At 68.6% G+C, this 19,524-nt stretch carries 17 protein-coding genes; 5 read left to right on the top strand and 12 right to left on the bottom strand.

Features of this window, described 5'->3' with window-relative positions; genetic code table 11:
* Positions 1–26: 26 nt before the first annotated feature.
* Genes F1D05_RS17400 through F1D05_RS17390 form a run of 3 tightly spaced genes read right to left on the bottom strand, consistent with a single transcriptional unit; the run spans position 27 to position 2,466 of the window.
* Positions 27–629, bottom strand: a complete 603-nt coding sequence (locus F1D05_RS17400) for an SGNH/GDSL hydrolase family protein (RefSeq protein ID WP_185448635.1) — start codon at positions 627–629, stop codon at positions 27–29.
* Positions 626–1,723 (bottom strand): Gfo/Idh/MocA family protein, encoded by a 1,098-nt coding sequence (locus F1D05_RS17395; protein ID WP_185448634.1) that lies wholly within the window; start codon positions 1,721–1,723, stop codon positions 626–628. The genes F1D05_RS17400 and F1D05_RS17395 overlap by 4 nt, the downstream gene beginning before the upstream one ends.
* On the bottom strand, positions 1,720–2,466 hold the full coding sequence (locus tag F1D05_RS17390) for a sugar phosphate isomerase/epimerase family protein (protein ID WP_185448633.1): 747 nt from the start codon (positions 2,464–2,466) through the stop codon (positions 1,720–1,722). Before F1D05_RS17390 ends, F1D05_RS17395 begins: the two co-directional genes overlap by 4 nt.
* Before the next feature lie 446 nt (positions 2,467–2,912).
* Between F1D05_RS17390 and F1D05_RS17385 the strand changes: the two genes are divergently transcribed.
* On the top strand, positions 2,913–3,932 hold the full coding sequence (locus F1D05_RS17385; protein ID WP_185448632.1) for a LacI family DNA-binding transcriptional regulator: 1,020 nt from the start codon (positions 2,913–2,915) through the stop codon (positions 3,930–3,932).
* A gap of 76 nt (positions 3,933–4,008) precedes the next feature.
* On the opposite strand, the gene F1D05_RS17380 is transcribed toward F1D05_RS17385, so the two are convergent.
* From F1D05_RS17380 to F1D05_RS17370, 3 genes are all read right to left on the bottom strand, one after another.
* Positions 4,009–6,111 (bottom strand): molybdopterin-dependent oxidoreductase, encoded by a 2,103-nt coding sequence (locus tag F1D05_RS17380; RefSeq protein WP_185448631.1) that lies wholly within the window; start codon positions 6,109–6,111, stop codon positions 4,009–4,011.
* A 61-nt stretch (positions 6,112–6,172) separates the two neighbouring features.
* Positions 6,173–6,691: an AAA family ATPase gene (locus F1D05_RS17375; protein ID WP_185448630.1), complete on the bottom strand. Its 519-nt coding sequence runs from the start codon at positions 6,689–6,691 to the stop codon at positions 6,173–6,175.
* 114 nt (positions 6,692–6,805) lie between these two features.
* Positions 6,806–7,405, bottom strand: a complete 600-nt coding sequence (locus tag F1D05_RS17370) for a TetR/AcrR family transcriptional regulator (RefSeq protein WP_185448629.1) — start codon at positions 7,403–7,405, stop codon at positions 6,806–6,808.
* 77 nt (positions 7,406–7,482) lie between these two features.
* On the opposite strand from F1D05_RS17370, the gene F1D05_RS17365 reads away from it, so the two are divergent.
* The 3 genes from F1D05_RS17365 to F1D05_RS17355 are packed head-to-tail and all read left to right on the top strand — an operon-like array spanning position 7,483 to position 9,412.
* Entirely contained in the window at positions 7,483–8,040 is a 558-nt protein-coding gene (locus F1D05_RS17365) for a 2TM domain-containing protein (RefSeq protein WP_185448628.1), read from the top strand.
* A 40-nt stretch (positions 8,041–8,080) separates the two neighbouring features.
* A complete protein-coding gene (locus tag F1D05_RS17360; protein WP_246486777.1) occupies positions 8,081–8,749 on the top strand; it encodes a Pr6Pr family membrane protein in 669 nt (222 codons plus the stop codon).
* Between the two features lie 15 nt (positions 8,750–8,764).
* A complete protein-coding gene (locus tag F1D05_RS17355) occupies positions 8,765–9,412 on the top strand; it encodes a class I SAM-dependent methyltransferase (protein ID WP_185448627.1) in 648 nt (215 codons plus the stop codon).
* A 72-nt stretch (positions 9,413–9,484) separates the two neighbouring features.
* Here the strand turns inward: F1D05_RS17355 and F1D05_RS17350 are convergent, their stop codons facing one another.
* Positions 9,485–10,108 (bottom strand): transglycosylase family protein, encoded by a 624-nt coding sequence (locus F1D05_RS17350; protein WP_185448626.1) that lies wholly within the window; start codon positions 10,106–10,108, stop codon positions 9,485–9,487.
* Positions 10,109–10,642: 534 nt separating this feature from the next.
* Between F1D05_RS17350 and F1D05_RS17345 the strand changes: the two genes are divergently transcribed.
* Complete coding sequence (locus F1D05_RS17345) at positions 10,643–11,275, top strand: response regulator transcription factor (protein ID WP_246486776.1); 633 nt, start codon at positions 10,643–10,645, stop codon at positions 11,273–11,275.
* Here the strand turns inward: F1D05_RS17345 and F1D05_RS17340 are convergent.
* The 5 genes from F1D05_RS17340 to lanKC form a co-directional block, all read right to left on the bottom strand.
* Positions 11,254–12,942 carry an ABC transporter ATP-binding protein gene (locus F1D05_RS17340; RefSeq protein WP_185448625.1) on the bottom strand — a complete coding sequence of 563 codons (1,689 nt, stop codon included), beginning with the start codon at positions 12,940–12,942 and terminating at the stop codon, positions 11,254–11,256. The genes F1D05_RS17345 and F1D05_RS17340 overlap by 22 nt on opposite strands.
* Positions 12,939–14,609 (bottom strand): ABC transporter ATP-binding protein, encoded by a 1,671-nt coding sequence (locus tag F1D05_RS17335; RefSeq protein ID WP_185448624.1) that lies wholly within the window; start codon positions 14,607–14,609, stop codon positions 12,939–12,941. The genes F1D05_RS17340 and F1D05_RS17335 overlap by 4 nt, the downstream gene beginning before the upstream one ends.
* Positions 14,606–16,573, bottom strand: coding sequence for a prolyl oligopeptidase family serine peptidase (locus tag F1D05_RS17330; RefSeq protein ID WP_246486775.1), 1,968 nt, complete (start codon positions 16,571–16,573; stop codon positions 14,606–14,608). Before F1D05_RS17330 ends, F1D05_RS17335 begins: the two co-directional genes overlap by 4 nt.
* Before the next feature lie 150 nt (positions 16,574–16,723).
* On the bottom strand, positions 16,724–16,858 hold the full coding sequence (locus F1D05_RS17325) for a SapB/AmfS family lanthipeptide (RefSeq protein ID WP_185448622.1): 135 nt from the start codon (positions 16,856–16,858) through the stop codon (positions 16,724–16,726).
* A gap of 3 nt (positions 16,859–16,861) precedes the next feature.
* Entirely contained in the window at positions 16,862–19,435 is a 2,574-nt protein-coding gene (lanKC, locus tag F1D05_RS17320; RefSeq protein ID WP_185448621.1) for a class III lanthionine synthetase LanKC, read from the bottom strand.
* Positions 19,436–19,524: the final 89 nt, after the last annotated feature.

Below are 19,524 nucleotides of genomic sequence, written 5' to 3'. Positions count from 1 at the left end.
GAAGAAGGTGCTGAACCGGTTCAGATTCAGCTAACGGTACGGTGCCAGAGCTCGGCGAGCAGCCGGTGTCCAGCTGCTGTCGGGTGCACCCCGTCGTCGGCGAGGGTGGTCGCGCCGACGGTGAGCGCCTGCCGGTTGAACTCCACATCGGCCGGGACCAGGATCGCGTGGTACTCGGCAGCGAGCCGGCGGACCACCTCGATCTTGGGGTCCAGGTCCTCGCGCCAGGCGCGCTGCTCGGGCTTCACCGGCAGCAGGAACGGCTCGATCAGGACCAGCTTCGCGGTCACCGGTGCCAGCAGTTCGCGGTACGACGCCTCGAAGGACTCGGTGGAGGTGGGGTCGTCCTCGTCGTAGCGACGCCAGGTGTCGTTGATGCCGACCAGCACCGAGACGAGATCCGGCTCGTGGGCGAGTACGTCCTGCTCCCACCGCGCGACCAGGTCGACCGCGCGGTGGCCGCTGATGCCCGAGTTAACGATCCGCGGGCGGCTCGCCGCGAGGTCGTCGTACAGGTTCCGGACGTAGCCGTCGCCCAGGCCGGCCGGGTCGCCCCGCCGGCCGCAGTCCGTGACGGAGTCCCCGGCGAACACAACGGTTCGCCGGGGTCCGAGAAGTCCGTCGCTCATAAAGTGGCGGCGTGCGCGTCCCAGTCGTCCGGCAGGACGTCGGGGACCTCGACTGTGCTGGTCACATCGACGAAGGCGCCGGTGTCGATCGACTCGGCGATTGAGGCCATCACGTCGACGACGTGGAACGCCAGCGCCCCGGTGGCCCGGTGCGGCCGGTCCTCCCGGATCGCCCGCGCCATGTCCAGTACGCCCGTACCGCGCTCGGCGGTCGCCTTGGTCTCGGCGATCGTCTCCCAGTCCTCGCCACCGCGACGGCGGATCTTGATCTCACCGGCGAAGTTGTTCGGATCCGGCAGGGCGAGCGTCGCGTCCAGCCCGGTGATCTCGACGAAGCCGGAGCGCGGCAGCGGCGAGTCGAAGCTGAAGATGCTCTGCGATGACTGGCCCGACTCGAACCGGGCGATCGCGCTGACGTGGCTGGGCACAGTCACGTCGAACTCCTGCCCGGCCAGCGGGCCCGAGCCGATCACGCGCTTGTCCCGCGACTTGGAGCCCAGACCCGCCACGGCGGCGACAGGGCCGAAGCTCTGCACCAGCGCGGTCAGGTAGTAGGGGCCGATGTCGTACAGCGGGCCGGCCCCTTCCTGGAACAGGAAGGCCGGGTTCGGGTGCCAGGACTCCGGACCGGGGGACTGCATCAGGGTGAGCGCGGTCAGCGGCTGACCGATCTCGCCCTTCTCGATGAGCCGCCGGGCCGTCTGGAGGCCAGGACCGAGGAACGTGTCCGGTGCGCAACCGAGCCGGAGTCCCGCGTCCTGAGCGGTCGCGAGCAGCTTCAGTCCGCTCTCCTGGTCGAGCGAGAACGGCTTCTCACTCCACACGTGCTTGCCTGCGGCAACAGCTGCGAGGGCGACCTCGACATGGGCGATCGGGATGGTCAGGTTGACCACGATCTCCACATCCGGGTGGCCGAGTACGGCTTCGGGACCGCCGTGGGTCTCGATGCCGAACTCCTCGGCCTTCGCCTTCGCCGCCTCCGGCCGCAGGTCCCCGATCGCGACCACGTTCAGGTCGGGGAAGCTCTGCATGCTCTTCAGATAGGCGTCGGAGATGACTCCGGCGCCGATCACGCCTACACCGACAGAGCTCATGCAACGTCCTCCCCGGTCAGGTACGTGAAGCTGCCTGCGACCGCGTCGAAGATCTCGCCCTCGAAGTCGTCGAGCTCGACCACGCGGAGCGTGCCCGGAGACGCCTTGAGGATGCCGATCACGTCGATGGAGCCGGCGCCGACCCCGACCTGCGCCTTGTTGTTCAGGGTGCCGTCGCCGTCCTTGACGTGCAGCGCCTTCACCCGCTCGCCGAGCCGGCCGAGCAGGGCCGGTACGTCGGCGCCGCCGACCGCTGCCCAGTAGGTGTCCACCTCGAGGATGACCTGGTCGGACAGGTTGTCGGCCAGGATCTCCAGGCCGTGCACCCCGTCGATGACGGACTCCAGCTCGAAGTGGTGGTTGTGATACCCGACGGTGATGCCGTGGTCGGCGGCCTCGGCGGCCGCCTTGTTCAGGGCCTCGGCCGTCGCCTTGATGTCGTCCGCCGTCTGCCAGCGCGCCGGGTCGACGTGTGGGTCGATGACGGTGCTGATGCCGAGCCGCTTCGCGGTCTCGAAGATCGGGCCCGAGTCCTCCTTGAGCAGCCCCGCGTGCGTCGTGGGCGCCGTCAGTCCGTACTTGGGCAGCGCCTCGGCCAGCTTGTCGGCCAGCCCGACCACGCCGAAGGGCTCGACCTGCTTGTACCCGATCTCCGCGATCCGGGCCAGCGTGGCGTCGAAGTCCTCCTCCAGCTTGTGCCGGACCGTGTAGAGCTGGAGGGACAGGTTGTCCACTGCGACCATGTTCTTCTCTCCTCGTCGCCGAAGCACCGACCGCTGCCCTTGGCGGTCTCCGACCAATTGCCGAACCGGTTAAGTAACGTCTTGGAGCCTATCCCAGCATCCCCCCACCCGACCACCCTCAATCCACCACCCGAACCAATTCCGCCTCCACCCAGGCAAACGCTTACCCGTACCGCGGGCGCCACGGGCCGGGGGGTCAGGACATCCAGTCGGGGGTTCGCACAGGAAATAACCTGCCCGAACCCCCGAAAAGGTGTCCCGACCCCCGCTTCCGGGCTGGCGGTGAGGCCGTCACGCTGCGTGGCGCTCGCAGAGGTTTGGGTAAGGTGATTGCGGAGAGTGATGGCAAGCGTTTACCTAGAGACGATCAGTAGGCGGTGGCCGCAGAATGGGGGCCTGCCGGACCGCCCGTCACGGTTCGGACCGCCCGTTCGAAGGAGGCCATCGTGCCCCGAATCACGATCAAGGAGATTGCCCGACGGGCCGGCGTCTCCAAAGGTGCGGTGTCGTACGCGCTGAACAACCAGCCGGGGGTCTCCGAGGCCACCCGGGCGCGGGTGCTGAAGGTCGCCGAGGAGCTGGAGTGGGTGCCGAACCGCGCTGCCCGGCAACTCTCGGCCGCTCGGTCGGAGACCTTCGGCCTGGTCCTGGCCCGGACGGCCAAGACCCTCAGTGAGGAACCGTTCTACATGGGCTTCGTCGGTGGCGTGGAGTCCGTGCTGAGTGAGAAGTCGTACGCGCTCGCGCTGCAGGTCGTGCCCGACCTGGCCGGTGAGATGGCGACGTACCGGAAGTGGTCCGCGGAGCGCCGGGTGGACGGCGTGATCGTGGTGGACATCAGGGTCGACGATCCGCGGATCCCGTTGCTGCGCAAGCTGGAGCTCCCCGCCGTGCTGGTCGGGGACCCCGCGCTGGCCGACGGGTTGACGTGTGTCTGGACCGACGGGACCGCCGCGATGAACGCCGCGGTGGAGCATGTCGCCCGGCTCGGGCACCAGACGATCGCACGCGTCGCCGGCCCGCCGGAGCACGGGCATGTCTGGATCCGCGACCAGGCGTTCGCCGCGATCAGCCGCGAGCTCGGCCTCGACATACGGGTGGTGCACACCGATTTCTCCGGTGAGGAAGGAGCCGCCGCGACGCGGAAGTTGATGGCGGCCGAGGACCGGCCGACAGCGCTCATCTACGACAACGACCTGATGGCCGTGGCCGGGCTGTCGGTCATCAACGGACTCGGGATGAAGTCACCCGACGACGTCACCCTGATCGCCTGGGACGACTCGACGCTGTGCCGGCTGACGCATCCGACGCTGACGGCGATGAGCCACAACATCGTGGACTACGGCGCCGAGGTCACGCATCGCCTGTTCGACCTGCTGGACGGTGCCCGGCATCAGGCGCACCTCTACTCCACCCCGGCCCTGATGGTCCGCGAAAGCTCTGGCCCGCCGCCGCGACCGAGCTGACCCCCGTCGGCCTCTGACGTCCGAAGAAGCGGAGGGACGTCACCTTCACTTCTTCGGACGTTACGGGCCGACCGGCCTATCCCGCCGCTGTCACCGTCACCGGTACGCCGTTCAGGGCGGCGGTGCCGGCGAGCGGGTCGGTCAGGGTCGCGTCCGTGACGTCGTTCGCGCTCGCGCCGGCAACCTGGTTCGCGACCGTCAGCCGCGCGCCGGCGCGACCGTGCCCGAACCCGTGCGGCAGGCTCACCACGCCGGGCATCATGTCGTTGCTAGCGGCAACTTCAACGGCGACGGATCCCGACGCCGAGCTGAGCTGGACCAGCTGGCCGTCTTTCAGATCCCGCTTGCTCAGGTCGTCCGGGTTCATCAGCAGCTGATGCCGCGGCTTGCCCTTCACCAGCCGGGCCGAGTTGTGCATCCACGAGTTGTTGCTGCGCAGATGCCGTCGCCCGATCAGCAGCAGATCGTCGGCGTCCCCCTCGACCAGCAACACGGCTCGGGCCTGATCGATCCCGTCCAGCATCAGCTGTGGCGCAAGGCCGATCCGCTTGTCCTTGGTGTGGAGCGCCTTCGGAAAGGCCGGCTGCAGCGGACCCAGATCGATGCCACCCACCGACTTCTTCAACTTGCGCACGGACAACCGGTACGGCCCGATCCGCAACCCCAGGTCCACGACCCGGCGCGGACTCAGCCGGAGCCGCAGCGAGGCCAGCGCCTTCTTCCGGCTCCTCGGCGTACGGCGAAGCAACGCCAGCCCGAGGTCGCGGAAGATCTCCCAGTCGTGCCGCGAGTCAGCCGGCCGAGGCAGCACCGCCTCGTTCCACCGCGCAGTGTTCCGGACTGCGAGTTGGTGGAACGCCAGGTCGTAGTGGTCCCGCTCGAGCGGTGGCGTCGGCGGCAGGATCACGTCGGCATGCCGGGTGGTCTCGTTGATGTACGGGTCGACCGAGACCATGAAGGACAGCGTGTCCAGCGCCTCGTCGAGGGCCCGCCCGTTGGGAGTGGAGAGGACGGGGTTGCCCGCGATCGTCACCATCGCGTGGATCTGGCCGTCGCCCGGAGTCAGGATCTCCTCCGCCATCGCGGCCGCGGGCAGCTCGCCGCCGAACTCGGGCCGACCGGCGACCCGGCTCTTCCAAGCGCCGATGTGCCCCTTGCCGATCCCGCGCAAGGTGTCGACGGCGGGCCGCGGAATCATCGCGCCGCCGGGGCGATCGAGGTTGCCGGTGATGATGTTGAGCACCTGCACCGCCCACTGACAGACCGCGCCGAACTGCTGCGCCGAAACACCGAGTCGCCCGTAACAAGCGGCCTTGTCGGCAGCGGCGAACTCCCGTGCGATCCGGCGGATGGTGTCCGCGTCGATCCCGGTCACCCGCGCAGCCGCCTCGGGTGTCCAGTCCCGGGTCGCTTCGGAGACCGCGTCCAGCCCGTCGACGTACTGCGCCGGCTTGGCGTTGCCGTCCGCGATCACCTGATGGATGAGCGCCAGCAGGAACGCGGCATCCGTCCCCGGCCGGACGAAATGGTGCTCATCGGCGACGGTCGCCGTCTCGGTCCGCCGCGGGTCGATCACGACCACGCGACCACCGCGTTTGCGAACGTCCTTGAGTCGCCGGCCGAAGCCGGGCGCGGTCATCATGCTGCCGTTGGACGCGAGCGGGTTCGCGCCGAGGATCAGCAGGTACGACGTACGGTCGATGTCCGCGACCGGAACCATCAACTGGTGGCCGTAGAGCAGGTGCGAGGCGAGCATGTGCGGGAGCTGGTCGACCGAGGTCGCGCTGAACCGCTGCCGGGTCCGGAGCAGCCGCACGACGGTCGGCATGTGGGTCATCGCGCCGAGGCTGTGCACATTCGGATTGCCGAGGTAGACCCCGACGGAGTTCCGGCCGTGCGCCTGCTGGATCTCGCCGAGCCGGGTCGCGATCAGCTCGTACGCCTCGTCCCAGCCGAGCTCGGCCCAGCCGTCCGCGGTACGGCGTACCGGCTTGGTCAACCGGTCCGGGTCCTCCTGCAGATCCTTGAGCGCGACCGCCTTCGGGCAGATGTGACCGTGGGAGAGCGGATCGGCCTCGTCGCCGCGGATGTCGGTGACCCGGCCGTCCTCGACCGTCACCAGCACGCCGCAGATCGCTTCACACAAGTTGCACGAGGTCCTGCGCACGGTGGTCGCCATCCGCCCAAACTACCCCCGGGTAACGCCCGCGGACAGACTCCCGCGTGTCAGTCGGAAGTGGTCAGTCGAAGATGGCCTCGTCGAGCCGGCCAAGGATCGCGTCGACGGTTTCGTGCGGGGACAGGTCGGAGTTGTCCAGCCACAACCCGCGGCGCGGGGAGAACGCGTGCAGCTCGTAGTCGAGTTCGTCGACCGAATGGTCGTGCGCACCGCCGAGCCGGTTGGAGATCACCTCGGGCCGCGGCGTCAGTACTACGAGGTAGCGCGGCCGGGTCTCGATGCCGTCCAGGAACTCACGCAGCAGCTCGCCGATCACCACGTCCTGGAGGACGACGGTGAAGCCGGCCTGTGCATAGCCGTCGGCTGCCTGGCAGGCCAGCCGGTACCGGAGCTTCAGCTGTTTCTGGGCTTCGGCCCCGTCCTCGGCATCCCGGGCGGCCTGGCCACTGACGATCATCCTGCGGAACACGTCGCCGCGGAGATGGACGCCGTACTGGAATCTCTCGGCGAGCAACTGGGAGACCGTGGACTTCCCGGCCGCCATGATTCCGCTGACGACGATCACCCCCTCGGATTCCATGAGGGGATCGTGCCACGCAGACCAGGCTTTTAGTCAGGCTTCGTCCATTCTTGTTCGCGGCTGGACACTGTCAGTACCTGCCGCAATCGCTTGCTTTCCATTTGTTGTGGTCTGTCAGGCCCGCAAGGTGTTCAGGTGATCGGTGAGGATCTCGCGCACCCGGGCCGGAGTGGTCACCGACGGCTGCATCGACGTGTGCAACGAGAGCCCGTCGATCAGCGCGTGCAGCCGCTCGGTTTCGAGTTCGAGGTCGAGACCGGTCCGGAGGCCGCCGTTGTCGGCAAGAGTCACCAGTAGTGAGTGGCACAGCCCGCGGAGGCCGTCCTGGATCGGGCCGAGGTGCTCGCGCAGACCGCCGGCGCCCGACTCGGCCTGGGCCTGGGCGACGAACGACAGCCAGATGTCGAACTCGGCCTGCCGGTCGCTGTCGAGCGGGATGACCTCTTCCAGGTAGCGCAGCGCGATCTCGGTCGCGCGGCCGGTCGGCTGGAGCGCGCTGATCCGCTCCCGCACCCGGCGCGAGACCAGATCCATCGCGAAGTTGAGCAGGCCGTCCTGGTCGGGGAAGTAGTAGCGGACGGCGCCGGCGGACCAGCCGGCTTCGGTGGCGACGGTGCGGACGGAGGCGGCCCGGATGCCGTCCCGCCGGACCACTCGCCACAGTGCCCGGGCGATCTCCTCGCGGCGGGCGTCATGGTCGACGATCTTCGGCATCTGCTCTTTTTAGCACACCCGTGTTATGGTCAATCTTAGAAATACGATCGTACCAAATAAACAGGAAGGTGGAAATCGTGCTGCTCGCTGTGATCGCCGGCTGTGAGATCGGCTTCTGGGTGCTGCTCGCCGCCGGGATGGCGACGCGCTACCTGCTGAAACGGCCCAAGGCAGGCCTCGTCCTGCTGGCCGGCGTGCCGCTGGTTGACGTGGTGATGCTGGTCGCCAGTGTGATCGACCTGCGCCAGGGCGGGGAGCCTTCCTACAAGCACTCGCTGGCCGCGATCTTCATCGGAGTCAGCGTGGCCTTCGGGCATCAGACCATCGCCTGGGCGGACCGCTGGGCCGCGTATTGGCTGGCCGGCGCCCCACGGCCGGTGAAGCCGCCGAAGGGTGGTCCTGATCGAGCTCGTCGTGAGCGGCAGGGCTGGTTCCGGCACCTGCTGGCGTACGCGATCGGCGTCGGACTGATGCTGCTGCTCGGCGTCCTGTCGGGTGACGGGTACGACGCTCTGCTGGGGCCCGCCTGGTCGTGGACGATCGTGCTGGTCATCGACGCGATCGTCTCCTTCAGCTACTCCTTCTACAGCGCGAAGGAGGCTGACAGTTCGGCTGAGGAGAAGCAGACCGTCTGAGATCCCGGCCCAGGCCGCCTCGACACCGTACATTTCGGACATGACGCAGCGTTCGATGGCACAGAAGACCGATGCGGGGCGGATCTGGTTCGCGGTCACGGCGTTGGTGGTTGTGGTCGGGATCGTCGTTCAGCTGTTCGTGACGGCGGGCGGCAGCGACGGATACTTCCCGGACAACCCGGATCGCGTGTTCAACGTGTTCGCGTACTTCACCATCCAGTCGAACTTGCTGCTCGGCGGGACCTGCCTGCTGCTCGCGCTCGATCCGGCGCGCTGGCAGACGGCGCTGTTCAGGACCCTGCGCCTCAATGGCGTGCTGTGCATCGCGGTCACCGGGATCGTCTACCACCTGGTCCTGGCCGGCTCCGACGACTTGTCCGGTGGCGCTGCCTTCGCGAACCTTCTCATCCACACGATCACCCCGCTGCTCGGCGTACTGGGGTGGCTGTTGTTCGGGCCTCGCGGCCAGACCGATCTGCGCATCGTCGGCTGGTCCATCGTGTATCCGCTGCTGTGGCTGGTCTTCACCTTGATCCGCGGTGAGGGGACGGGCTTCTACCCGTATCCGTTCGTCGACGTCGCGCTGCACGGCTACGGGACGGTCTTGCTGAACTGTCTGTTCGTCGCGCTACTGTTCCTGGCTCTGGCGTTCGGAGCTGCTGCGCTCGACCGCCGGATCGGATCGAGGAGCTCGACGACAAAGAGGTAGGACGGTGCTGGGGGCATGCTGGTGACATCTCGCTCGTACGCCGAGTACGAGGCGATGTTCGACCTGACCGAACTACCCGCCTCCGTGCTGGACTGTTGCGCCGGCGGCTCGGGATTCACCGCCGAGGCGGCCGCCCGTGGCGTGGATGCGATCGCGGTCGACCCGGTCTACGACCTGTCCACCCCGGACCTGGTCGACGCCGTACGGCGGGGCCTGCCGGCCGGCGCCGCGATCGTCGACGAGCACGCGGCCAGCTTCGTCTGGAACTGGTATGGGGATCCCGCCCGCAAGGACGAGATGCGGATCGAGGCCGCCGACCGGTTCCTGCAGGATGTGTCGAGCGCGCCGGAACGCTACGTGCACGGAAGCCTGCCGGAGCTGCCGTTCGAGGATCAGCGCTTCGACCTGGTGCTCTGCTCGCACCTGCTCTTCACCTGGGCCGAGAAGTACGACCGGGCGTGGCATCTCGCCGCGCTGCGCGAACTCGTCCGGGTCAGCCGGTCCGAGGTCCGCGTTTTTCCGCTCGTCCAGCAAGGAGCCGGCGAACCCGTCGCCTACCTGCCCGAGTTGCTGGCAGAGCTCACCGAGGTCACCGCGACCATCCGTCAGGTGCCCTACGAGTTCCAGGTGGATGCCGACAAGATGCTCGTGCTGTCTCGCTGATGGGCCGGCGGGGTACGTATTGAGGGGCGCACCCCGCCTGCCTGTCAGCTGGCGCTGCTACGGAGACCGTGTCTATCGGAGGAAGCGGCCGCAGACGGGCCACGGGGAGGCGCCGCGCTGGGAGTAGAGCTTCTTCGCGCGCATGAGCTGCTCGGCGGCCGACGCGTTGATCGGGTTGCCGGAGCCGCCGACGCTGCGCCAGGTCTGCTTGTCGAACTGGAACAGGCCGTAATAGCCGGCCGGGTTGACCGCACGCGGATTGCCGCTCGACTCGCAGTTGGCGACCTTGGCCCAGGCGCCGCTCAGGTTCGCCTTGCCGCCGGCCTTCGCCGGAGCTCTGGTCTCCGACCGGTTCGCGCGGACCGTGCGCTGCGGCTTGTGCACCGTCTTGGTGGGCTTCTTGACCGTCCGGCGCTCGGTGACGACGGCCTTCTTCGCGCCGTCGAGCTGCAGGGTCTGGCCGATCAGGATCAGGTTCGGGTCCTTCAGGTGGTTCAGCTCGGCCAGCTGATGCCAGTCGGCACCGTTCGCCTGGGCGATCTCGGAGAGCGTGTCGCCGGGCTTGACCGTGTAGTCGGCTGCGAAGGCAGCGCCCGCACCAGCGGCGGTGATGCCGGCACCGAGGCCGGCGATGGAGAGGGTCCGGACCACCCGGCGGGTACTCCGGCGGGGTCGGGCATGTCGAGCTTTGGACATCAGCGTTCTGCTCCTTGTGAGCTGGGCATGGTGAAATTTCTCCTGCCCGGCCGATTCAGCCGCGTGCGCACTTCCCCTGAGAACCTCGGGCACCGTGAGTGCAGGGCCGGTGGAACGAGACGAAGGTGGAGGTCACCTGAGTACGTGAGGCTCGGATCGCCGGCCGCGTTCCCAACTTCGGGCGGCCGTACCGGGCTCCGCAGTCTGGGTGAGCTACCACTCCCTTTCGAGGGGGCAGGGGACCGGCATCCGGACAGGTCACGAGACAGCGTCCGAATGATCACGTACCGGTAACGACGTGACCCGAGTCATCGTGCGCGACCCGCGATGAGAACGCAAGGGTTCTGCCCAAATCGGCCGAAACTTTCGCTGACTGTGAGGAACCGAAAACTCAACAACAGAACGGTTTCCGGCCCGTACCGGCGGGTTTCGGTTCCTGTCCGGGGCGTTTCAAACGATCCTTTTTGCGGCCTTCGCGCGTGCCATCCGGGAGGTTCGGTCGTTGATCGATAAGCGGGCCCTCGGGGGAGGCCGGTGGTTGAGGCGATCGAGATGATGGGGGAAGTGGTGATCCGAGTAGTCCTCGGGCACCGCGGCACGTTGGTGCGAGGTGCACTGGCCGCGGTGTTGGCGAAAGAGACCGATCTGGATGTGGTGGCCGAGCTGGACCGCACGGACGACGTGCTGCCCTCGGTGGCCCGCCGGCCGGATGTGGTGCTGCTGGATCCACAACTGCCGGGCAAGGTCGGCATCGAGGACCTGTGCCGGAAGCTCACCGGCCGCGGGGTGCTGGTGCTGATCGACCACGAGGCGATCGCCGCGACCAGCCTGGCGCTGGTCAAGCAGGCTCCCCGGATCGGGTTGATCGCGACCGACGCGACCACGGACCAGCTGATCCAGGCGATCCGGGATGTGGCGAAGGGGCTGCCGGTGGTCGACGTGCGGCTCGCGGTCGCGGCGCTGAAGGCCGGCGACAATCCACTCACGGATCGCGAATGCGAAGTACTGCGCCAGGTCACCACCGGTGCGACCGCGCAGGAGATCGCCCGCACCCTCAGTCTCAGCGCGGGGACAGTACGCAACTACCTGTCCCGGATCCTCGCCAAGACGGGTGCACGCAGCCGGATCGAGGCGATCCGGAAGGCTCAGGACGCGGGCTGGATCTGATCACCTCCGGGCTGCCAGTGACCGAGGAGTTCGCGGTAGAGCGGTGAGGTCCGCAGCAGCGTCTGGTGCGTGCCGACGGCGGCCAAGTTGCCGTCGAGGACGAGGATCCGCCGCGCCCGTAGCGCCGAGCTGATCCGGTGCGCGATCACGATCAAGGTGCCGCCGCGCGCCGCGAACGCTTCTTCTGCCCGGCGTTCGGTCTCGGGATCGAGGAAACACGTCGCCTCGTCCAGCACGACCAATGGTGCCGGCGAGAGATAGGCGCGGGTCAACGCGATCAGCTGCCGTTCGCCGGGAGACAGATCACCTGGCCGTAGCCGGCCCCGCAGCCCACCCAGCCGATCGACAAGTGCACTCGCGCCGATGGCCGCAACCGCCTGCTCCACTTCGGCGACACAAGCATCGGGCAGCAGATAGATCAGGTTCTCCAGCACTGTCCCGCTGAAGGCGTAGGCCTCCTGCGGGATCAGCACTCGCGTCATCGCCAGTCGGTCGGTGGACAGCTCACTGGGCGGCACACCGCCGAGGAGCAGTCGGCCGCTTGCCGGCTCGAGCATTCCGCAAATGAGGCCGGCCAGCGTCGACTTGCCGATCCCGCTCGGTCCGACGACGGCGAGGTGTTCGCCTTCGGTCACGGTGAGGTCGAGATCCGCCAGCACCGGTTCGGCGTTCGGCCCGTAGGCGAAGGTCAGCCCACGCAGCCGGAGTTGATGACCCCTCGAGTCGGCCATCGGCCGCGGCGGGACCTGGTACGCCGTGCTGTCGAGGATCCGCCCGAGTGTGATGACGTACCGCAGCCCGCTGTCGCCGAGCGCACCCATCACTGTGTTCAAAGCAGGTTGGAGGCTGATCAGTACGTAGGTGAGGCCACCGAGCAGCGTGCCAGTGCTGACCCCGTGGCTGACCAGCCAAGGGCCCGTCGCCAGAAGGATCAGCAACGGTGCCCAGCCGCCCAGTGCGAAACACAACGTCCGCAGCGCGGCCACTCGTGCCAGCGATCGCTCTGCGGCGGCCTGCTCCTCGATCGGCCGGCCGACGATCCGCTCGGCGAACTCCTCCGAGCCGGTTGCCGTGATGTCGCGAACCCCGCTGAACGCCATCCCAGCGGTCGTCGCCAACTCCTCGTCGGCCTGCAACGACGCCCGGACCCGATCGGCCGCCATCCCCAACACTGCAAGCGAAGCCACGAAGCCCAGCAGGAACGGCGGTACGACGAACGCTGCGACTGTTGGCGCGAGCGAGAGCAGACCGGCCAGTACGCCGAACAGCGTGACGCCGAAGTTCCGGATCACCAGCACCAACCCGGCGAAGGTGTCGCGGACGATCTCCACCTGGCGGTTCAGCCGGGCGACCGACGCATCATCGCCGGTATGCAGTGCGCCCGACACCACCCGGCGTACGAGGTCGTCGCGTAGTGGTTCGACCAGCTCGCCGAGCCGCCCGTAGACCTGGCGGGCACCGGCGGCGCCGAGGCAGGCGGTGGCGATGAGCCCGGCCAGCCAAGCGAGGCCTCGCCCGGCATGCCCGGCCAGGAAGCTGTCCGTCGCGTGGGCGACGGCGACACCGTAGATAGCAGTCGGCAGGATCTCCGGGAAGGACCAGGCAGCCAGTTTCAGTGCCGGGCGCTTCCGCAGCGCGGCGAATCCGTAGCGCAGCTCGCGGTTCACCCGAACACCTCGCGATAGCAGGCGTCCTGCCAGAGCTCGGCATGGGAGTCGACCGCTCGTACGACGCCGCGGTCCAGCCAGATCACCAGGTCGGCGCGGGCGGCGGTCGCGGTCCGGTGCGTGACGATCAGCCTGGTGCGGCGGTGCCGGTCCTCGGTCAGCGTCTTGCTGATCTGCATCTCGGTGGCGGTGTCGAGGCTCGAGGTGGCGTCGTCCAGCACGAGCAGACGGTTCGCCTGCCAGGCCCGGGCGAGGCCCAGCCGCTGCCGCTCGCCGCCCGACATAGGTGCCGTGAGCAACGGTGTTCGATAGCCGTCGGGCAACCGGCTGACGAAGTCGTGAGCGTGGGTGGCGCGGGCGGCGGCCAGGGTGCGGACCGGGCTGATCGCGTTGTGCGCAATCGCATCGCCAACAGTGGTGCCGACCAGCTGGGGCCGCTCGAAGGCACAGCCGATCGCTGTGCGGAGCGCCTGTCGATTGACTGCCGGTAGCGGCACGCCGTCCAGGAGCACCTGTCCGGTCGACGGATCGCGAAGCCGGGCGGCCAGGGCGGCGAGCACCGACTTGCCTGCGCCGCCCGGTCCCACGACCGCGACGGTGGCTCCGCCTGGCAGTTCCAGGTTCACCCCGGCCAGCAAGACTGTTTCGCCGACGACGACCGATACGCCGTCGAAGGTGAGCCGACCGGGGCCGGGCGGCAACGGAAGGGTGCCGTGGGCAACGGTATTGACGGCGAGGACCTCGCCGGCCCGCTGACTCCCGGCGCGCGCTCGGGCCAGCTCACCGAGGACACCGGTCAGACTGCCGAGGCCGGCACCCAGTACGGCGTACTGGCTGGCTGCGAACAGGTCGCCGGCGGTGATCCGTCCGGCCACGAGCTGCAGACCGCCGACGGCCAGAACGGCTACCAGGACAAGAGGACCGACGATGGCGGCCTGGGCGCCGGAGCGGGCCAGGACCTGCCAGGTGAGCAGGCCGTGCTTGTGCAGCTCGGGAAGGAGACCGAGGATCCGCCGTTCTTCGCGAGCTGTCGTGCCGGCGGCGGTGATCGTGCGGAGGCCGGTGAGGGCTTCGGTCAGCAGGCTCGCGATCCGGCCCTGGGTCTCCTGGTAGGCGAGGCTGATCTCCGCGGTGCGCCGGGCGAAGACCCAGAGCACCGCGATGACCAGCAGGATGCCACCGAAGAAGGCGACTGCTAGCCAGGGGTCGATGAAGGCGAGCAGGACAAGGCTGCCCGCCGGTGGCACGATCGCGGCGAAGGCTGAGACTGTTGCCGGTCCGGCTTGGGCCGCGTCCACCGCGTTGCCGCTCACCCGGCTGACCAGGTCGCCGGTGTCGAATTCGCGTGTCCCCTCCGGGCCGCTGCGGACGACGTGGGTGACTAGGCGATGCCGCAACCAGGCCGTCGTGCCGGCGACACAGGCAGTGCCGGTGAACACCTCGACGAGCGCGCAGACGATCCCGACTGCGATCAACCCGGCGGCCAGCGCGAACCACTGGCCGTATCCGTGTCTGGCGACGATCGCGTCGACGGACCGGCCGAGGACGGTCGGCAAGGCGAGTGTCACCGCACTGCCGAGCAACGCGGTCACTCCGAGCACCGGCAGCCACGCCCGCCCGTGCCGCACCACGGCCCGGAAGTCAGACGTACGACCGGCGGCGGTCATGAGCTGAGGCCGGTTTCGGTGGCTAGGAAGGCGAGCATGTCGGCGGCCAGGCTGATGCCCTTGCCTGCCGACCGGGCGCCGTGACCGGAGTCCTGTTCGAGGCGGAACAGGATCGGGCCCTGCCCGGCGGTCGCATGTTGGAGCGCAGCACACATCTTGCGGGCGTGCAGTGGATCCACCCGGGTGTCACCACCGAAGACCGTGAACAGCACAGCCGGATACTTCACCCCCGGAACCACCCGGTGATACGGCGAGTAGCTCAGCAGGTTCTCGAAGGCCACGGGATCCGAGGCCGAGCCGAACTCCGGCACCCAACTCGGCCCGAGACCGGACAGCTCGTACCGGACCATGTCCAGCAGCGGCGCCGAGCAGACGGCGGCCGCGAAGAGCTCTGGCCGCTGGGTCAGCGCCGCGCCCACAAGCAGTCCTCCGTTGGACTCACCGCACAGCGCGAGTTGGTCGGCTGATGTCCAGCCTCCAGCGATCAGGAACTCCGCCGCCGCGATGTAGTCGTCGAACACCTTCTGCTTACCGGCCAGCGTCCCGGCCCGATGCCAGGCGTCGCCGCCCTCGCCGCCGCCGCGCAGGTTCGCGGTCACGAATACCCCGCCTGCCTCGACCCAGGCGAGCGCGAAGGCCGAGTACGTCGGCGTCAACGACTGGCCGAATCCGCCGTACCCGTAGAGGATTGTCGGTCGCGGCCCGGCGCCCGGCTTCGCGATCACCAGCATCCGCAGCACCGTGCCGTCGGCCGAGCTGTACTCCAGCTGCTGCGTCTCGGCTTCCAGCCCTTCGACTGCACCGGGCGGATCCGACCATCGCGTCGTCCGGGCCGTGCCGGCGTCGTACCGCATGATCGCGGCCGGGGTGATGCTGTCGGTGTAGCTGAACCAGGCCTCGTGGCCGCCTTCTGGGCGGCTGGTCAGCGAGCCGACCGAGCCCGCGCCGGGCAGTTCGACCTCGCCGAGCCTGCGACCGGTGACCAGGTCATGGACCACGATTTCGCCGAGCGCACGCCTGGTCCGGCCGACGAGGACGACCTTGTCGAGGATCGCCAGGCTGCTCAGCGGCGCTTCCGGATCGGCCGGGACGAAGTCGTGCCAGACCAGTGGAGCTTCCGGGTCGCCCACGCAGATCCGGCCGGTCGGGGCGTCGCGGGTCGTCACGACGTACATCCGGCCGTCAGGCCCCACTGACATCAGGGTGATCGCGTCGACGCCCTGCTGGATGACGGCCGGCGGCTCGCCCTTGCTCAGGTCGGCGAGCCAGAGATCGTTGGCGGCCCCGCGCACCGCGGAGATCGTCAGCCAGCGCCCGTCCGCGCTGAGCTCCAGCCCGTACGACGCTTCGCCGGGGAGCACCTGGTCGTCATCGGCCGAGCCGAGGTGATGCCGCCGGACCTGGCGGAATCGCACGTAGTAGAAGGACTTTCCGTCCGGGAGCCAGGCGACGGGGGAGTAGCGGCAGCCGTCGATCGGGCCGTCCACGACCTCACCGGTGGCCACGTCGAGCACGGACATACTTGCCTGCTCGGTGCCGCCGCTGGAGAGCTGGCAAGCCAGCAGAGATCCGTCCGGGGATGGCTGCCAGCTGTCGAGCGTCGTCGATCCGGTCGGATCGAGCTGCTGTGGATCCAGCAGCGCGACGTCGTCGACGAAGAGCACGGGATGCTCACGGGTTGCCTCTTGGCGGAGTACGAAAACGCGGTCGCCCCGCCAGACGGGAGCTGACGTCGATCCGACGGCGGAGAGATTCTTGACCCCGGTCCGGAGCCGGAAGCGGCTCGACAGACCTGCGGTGTGATTCAGCCAGAGCTGGTCCTGGATCTCCTGCCAGCGCAGGGTTTCCGGGCTCGCGGCGTCTTCCAGCCAGCGGTAGGGATCCGCGACGGCATGGCCGTGCAGCTCCTCGACCAGCGGCAATCGCCGTACGTCAGAAGCTTCGGTAGGTGCCTGGTGGTGCACGAGTGCCTCCTTCCGGCGGTCCTCAATCCACCGCCTTCCTTCCCTGACCTCACCCATCGCTTCACGGGTTCGGCCCTGGGCGGAATTGCTTCCGCCCAGGGCCGACGAAACCCTTGCACCGGCCACTCAGAACCGATGCGCCGGAACCGATCAGTGGCAGAGCAGAAGGCTCAGGTTGCTCGGGGTGTGCGAAGCGCAGCCGAGAACGGTCAGCGTCGAACCACCACCGTGGTGGCCGCCGCCGTAGCTCGGGGTCTCCAGACCCTGAAGGTCGAGAAGTGCCATGTGTTACACCTCCTTCGATGCAGTTGGTAGGGATGTGGACTCGGACCACTGGGGAGGTCCGAGGAACGGGAGGGACACCGGCCGCTCGTGCAGCGCGGTTCCCAGGGCCAGCAGGACGCCGGCCGATCCGGTCGCCAGGTCCATCGAGAGACGGAGCAACTGGTTACCGGGGAAGGTGAGGCCACCGGCGAACGGCATCGCATGCCAGCCGAGGCCCTTCACCAAGTCGTCGAGGGTCTCTTGGGGCTCGGTCAACTGGGCTGCCGTCAGCAGCAAGCCGGCGCGACCCATGAACAACCCGGGCTGGACGTAGTAGGAGCAGTGGGTGACCCGGCGCAGGCCTTCGAGCGACGCGGCCAGCTCCTCGTCGGGTCGGTGCCGCAGGTAGCGCTCCAGCACCAGCGCGACACCGGCCGAGCCCTCTTCGAGGTACGGCAGCGTCCGCCAGCCCTGGTTCACCTGCAGCATGCCGTCCGGCGTCGTCAGGCAACGGCGCAGATCCTGCCGCAGCGCGATCTCGGCCAGGTCGAGCAGCCCCGTGTCACCGAACCACTCGAACGCCTGCAGGAACAGCAATGCCGGACCTGAAGACCCGAACATCAGCCCGGCCCGCGGATGCGGCCCGCCACTGAGCTCCGGTACGTCGTGGATGTCACCGAGCCGGTCCGCGACCAGCTCGATCACCCGGATCGCCTTCGCCTGCAAGGCCGGCTCGGCCGCGAAGTGCAGCAGGTTCAGCCCGATGCCGGCCAGGCCGGAGTGCAGCCCGAGCTCGCGGGTCGCGTAGTCGTCGGCCAGGGTCCGGTCGACCAGGTCGAGTGCGTCCTGGCGATAGCCGAGCTCGTCGAGGACGTGCGCGACGCCGTGCAACCCGTCGTACAGGCCTGGTCCGGTGTCCGAGGCGAGTGCGTGCTTGCGCAGCCACTCGTCGTACTCCGGGAAGCGGCCCGCGCCGGTCTTGGCCAGGGCGTAGAGAACTCCTGCCGCCCCGTTGGCGATGCTCGTCCCGCCGCCCGGCTGGAACTGCGCGATGTCGCCCGGGAACAACCGGTCGTCGCGGTCCGGGGTGGCACTGGCAACGATTGCCGTCGTCAACGCTGCGCGGACCTCGGTCCACTCGGCCTTGCCGGGCAGGGCTAGATCGGTCATCTCGGGATCACTGCTGACATCTGGTCCGACGATGGTCCGGACCGCGGCGGCGACGGTCGCCTGCGGCACCGGGAAGGTCTCGGTGATCATCTCTGCGAGCTGGAAAGCCTTGCCGGGATGGAGATTCAGCAGCATCGTCGCCTGCGGCGCGTAGAGACCAAGTGTGATGCAGGCCAGCGCGTAGAGGTCGACGTCGATGCCCTGGCGATCGCCCGGAGCGGCGTACCCAGGGTGCGCGAGCGCCGACCGGGCCTTCTCCTCGGCGAGCGTCGCGACCTCGAAGTCGATCAGGACGAGCCGGTCGTCCACACCGAGCAGCACGTTGTCCGGGTGCAGGTCGCAGAAGACCACACCCCGGCCGTGCAGCTGACTGACCGCCGCCTCGACCCGGGCAACCGTCGTGGTGGCCCATTCGGCGTACTCCGCACGCTGGGCCTCGGTCGCGTCCGGGTGGGTCAGCGGATAGCGGCGGACCAGCTCGCGCTGCAGGGAGTTTGAGTCGACGTGCTCCTGGACCAGGAAGTGGTGCTCGCCCAGCTGGAAGTAGTCGTGCAGGTCCGGCACCACGTCGAGGCCGACGAGTCGCTGCAGGATGTCCCGCTCGTGGCCGATCCGGGCCACCGCGTCCCGGCCGCCCATGTCGAGCCCGGCCAGCGGCCGGCCCTCCTTGAGCACCACCCGCGCCTGCGTCTCGTTGTGGTGGCCGAGGTAGACGCCGCCGCCGTTGGAGAACTGGATGACGCTCTCGATCGTGTAGGCCAGCTCGTTGGTGGTGACCGAGTTCCGGGCTTCAAGATGCGACTCGAGGAAGGACGGCAACGTCGCCCAGGGTGGCATCGAGAAGGTCGGACCGCGGTGATCCGGCACCAGCCGGCCGTGGTCGTCGGCGAGCGCGAGGACCCGCTCGCCGGAGTCGTTGAGGCAGTAGCGGCTGACGAACGCGCCGTACCGGACAAAGAGCGGGCCTTCGGCGTATCGCAGGTCGCTCAGGATGTACGGCCCCTGGACGCCCCGCAGCAGGTCGTCGAGCTCCTTCAGCACCAGCTCGAGCTGGGCCTCGTCGGTCGGGTAGATCGTCACCAGCTTGCCGCTCGAACCGCGCGGGGCGGACTTCGAGTTGACCATCACCAGGACCGGCTCGTTGCGGAGGAACTTGAACGCGATCCCGCGGGGGACGCAGTAGTCCCACACCACGGTCAGCGCCCGTTCGGCGTCCGCGAGCCCGGAGGAGACGTGGATCTTCCAGCCCTGGGCCGGCAGTTCAAGCCCGGCCGGCGCGTAGTGCATCCACAGGTCGCCGGGCACGTGATCCCAGCCGTCCGGGACGGGCCGCGAGCAGAGCGCGAAGTCCGGATGCTCGGCGCCACGGTTCGCCGGGGTGTCGTAGAACCGCCGGTCGGCCAGGCAGTACAGCTCGTAACTTTCCATCGCAGTTCGTCCCCCTCTCGTGGTTGCCCGGCACATCTTGGGCACCACGAGAGGGGTCGGCGTAGTGCATGACGTCACGACTAGCCCGT

Origin of the sequence: Kribbella qitaiheensis (genome assembly GCF_014217565.1) — a bacterium.
GTDB lineage: Bacteria > Actinomycetota > Actinomycetes > Propionibacteriales > Kribbellaceae > Kribbella > Kribbella qitaiheensis_A.
Note: the sequence above shows the minus strand (reverse complement) of the source record. Positions and strands in the feature narration are given on the sequence as shown.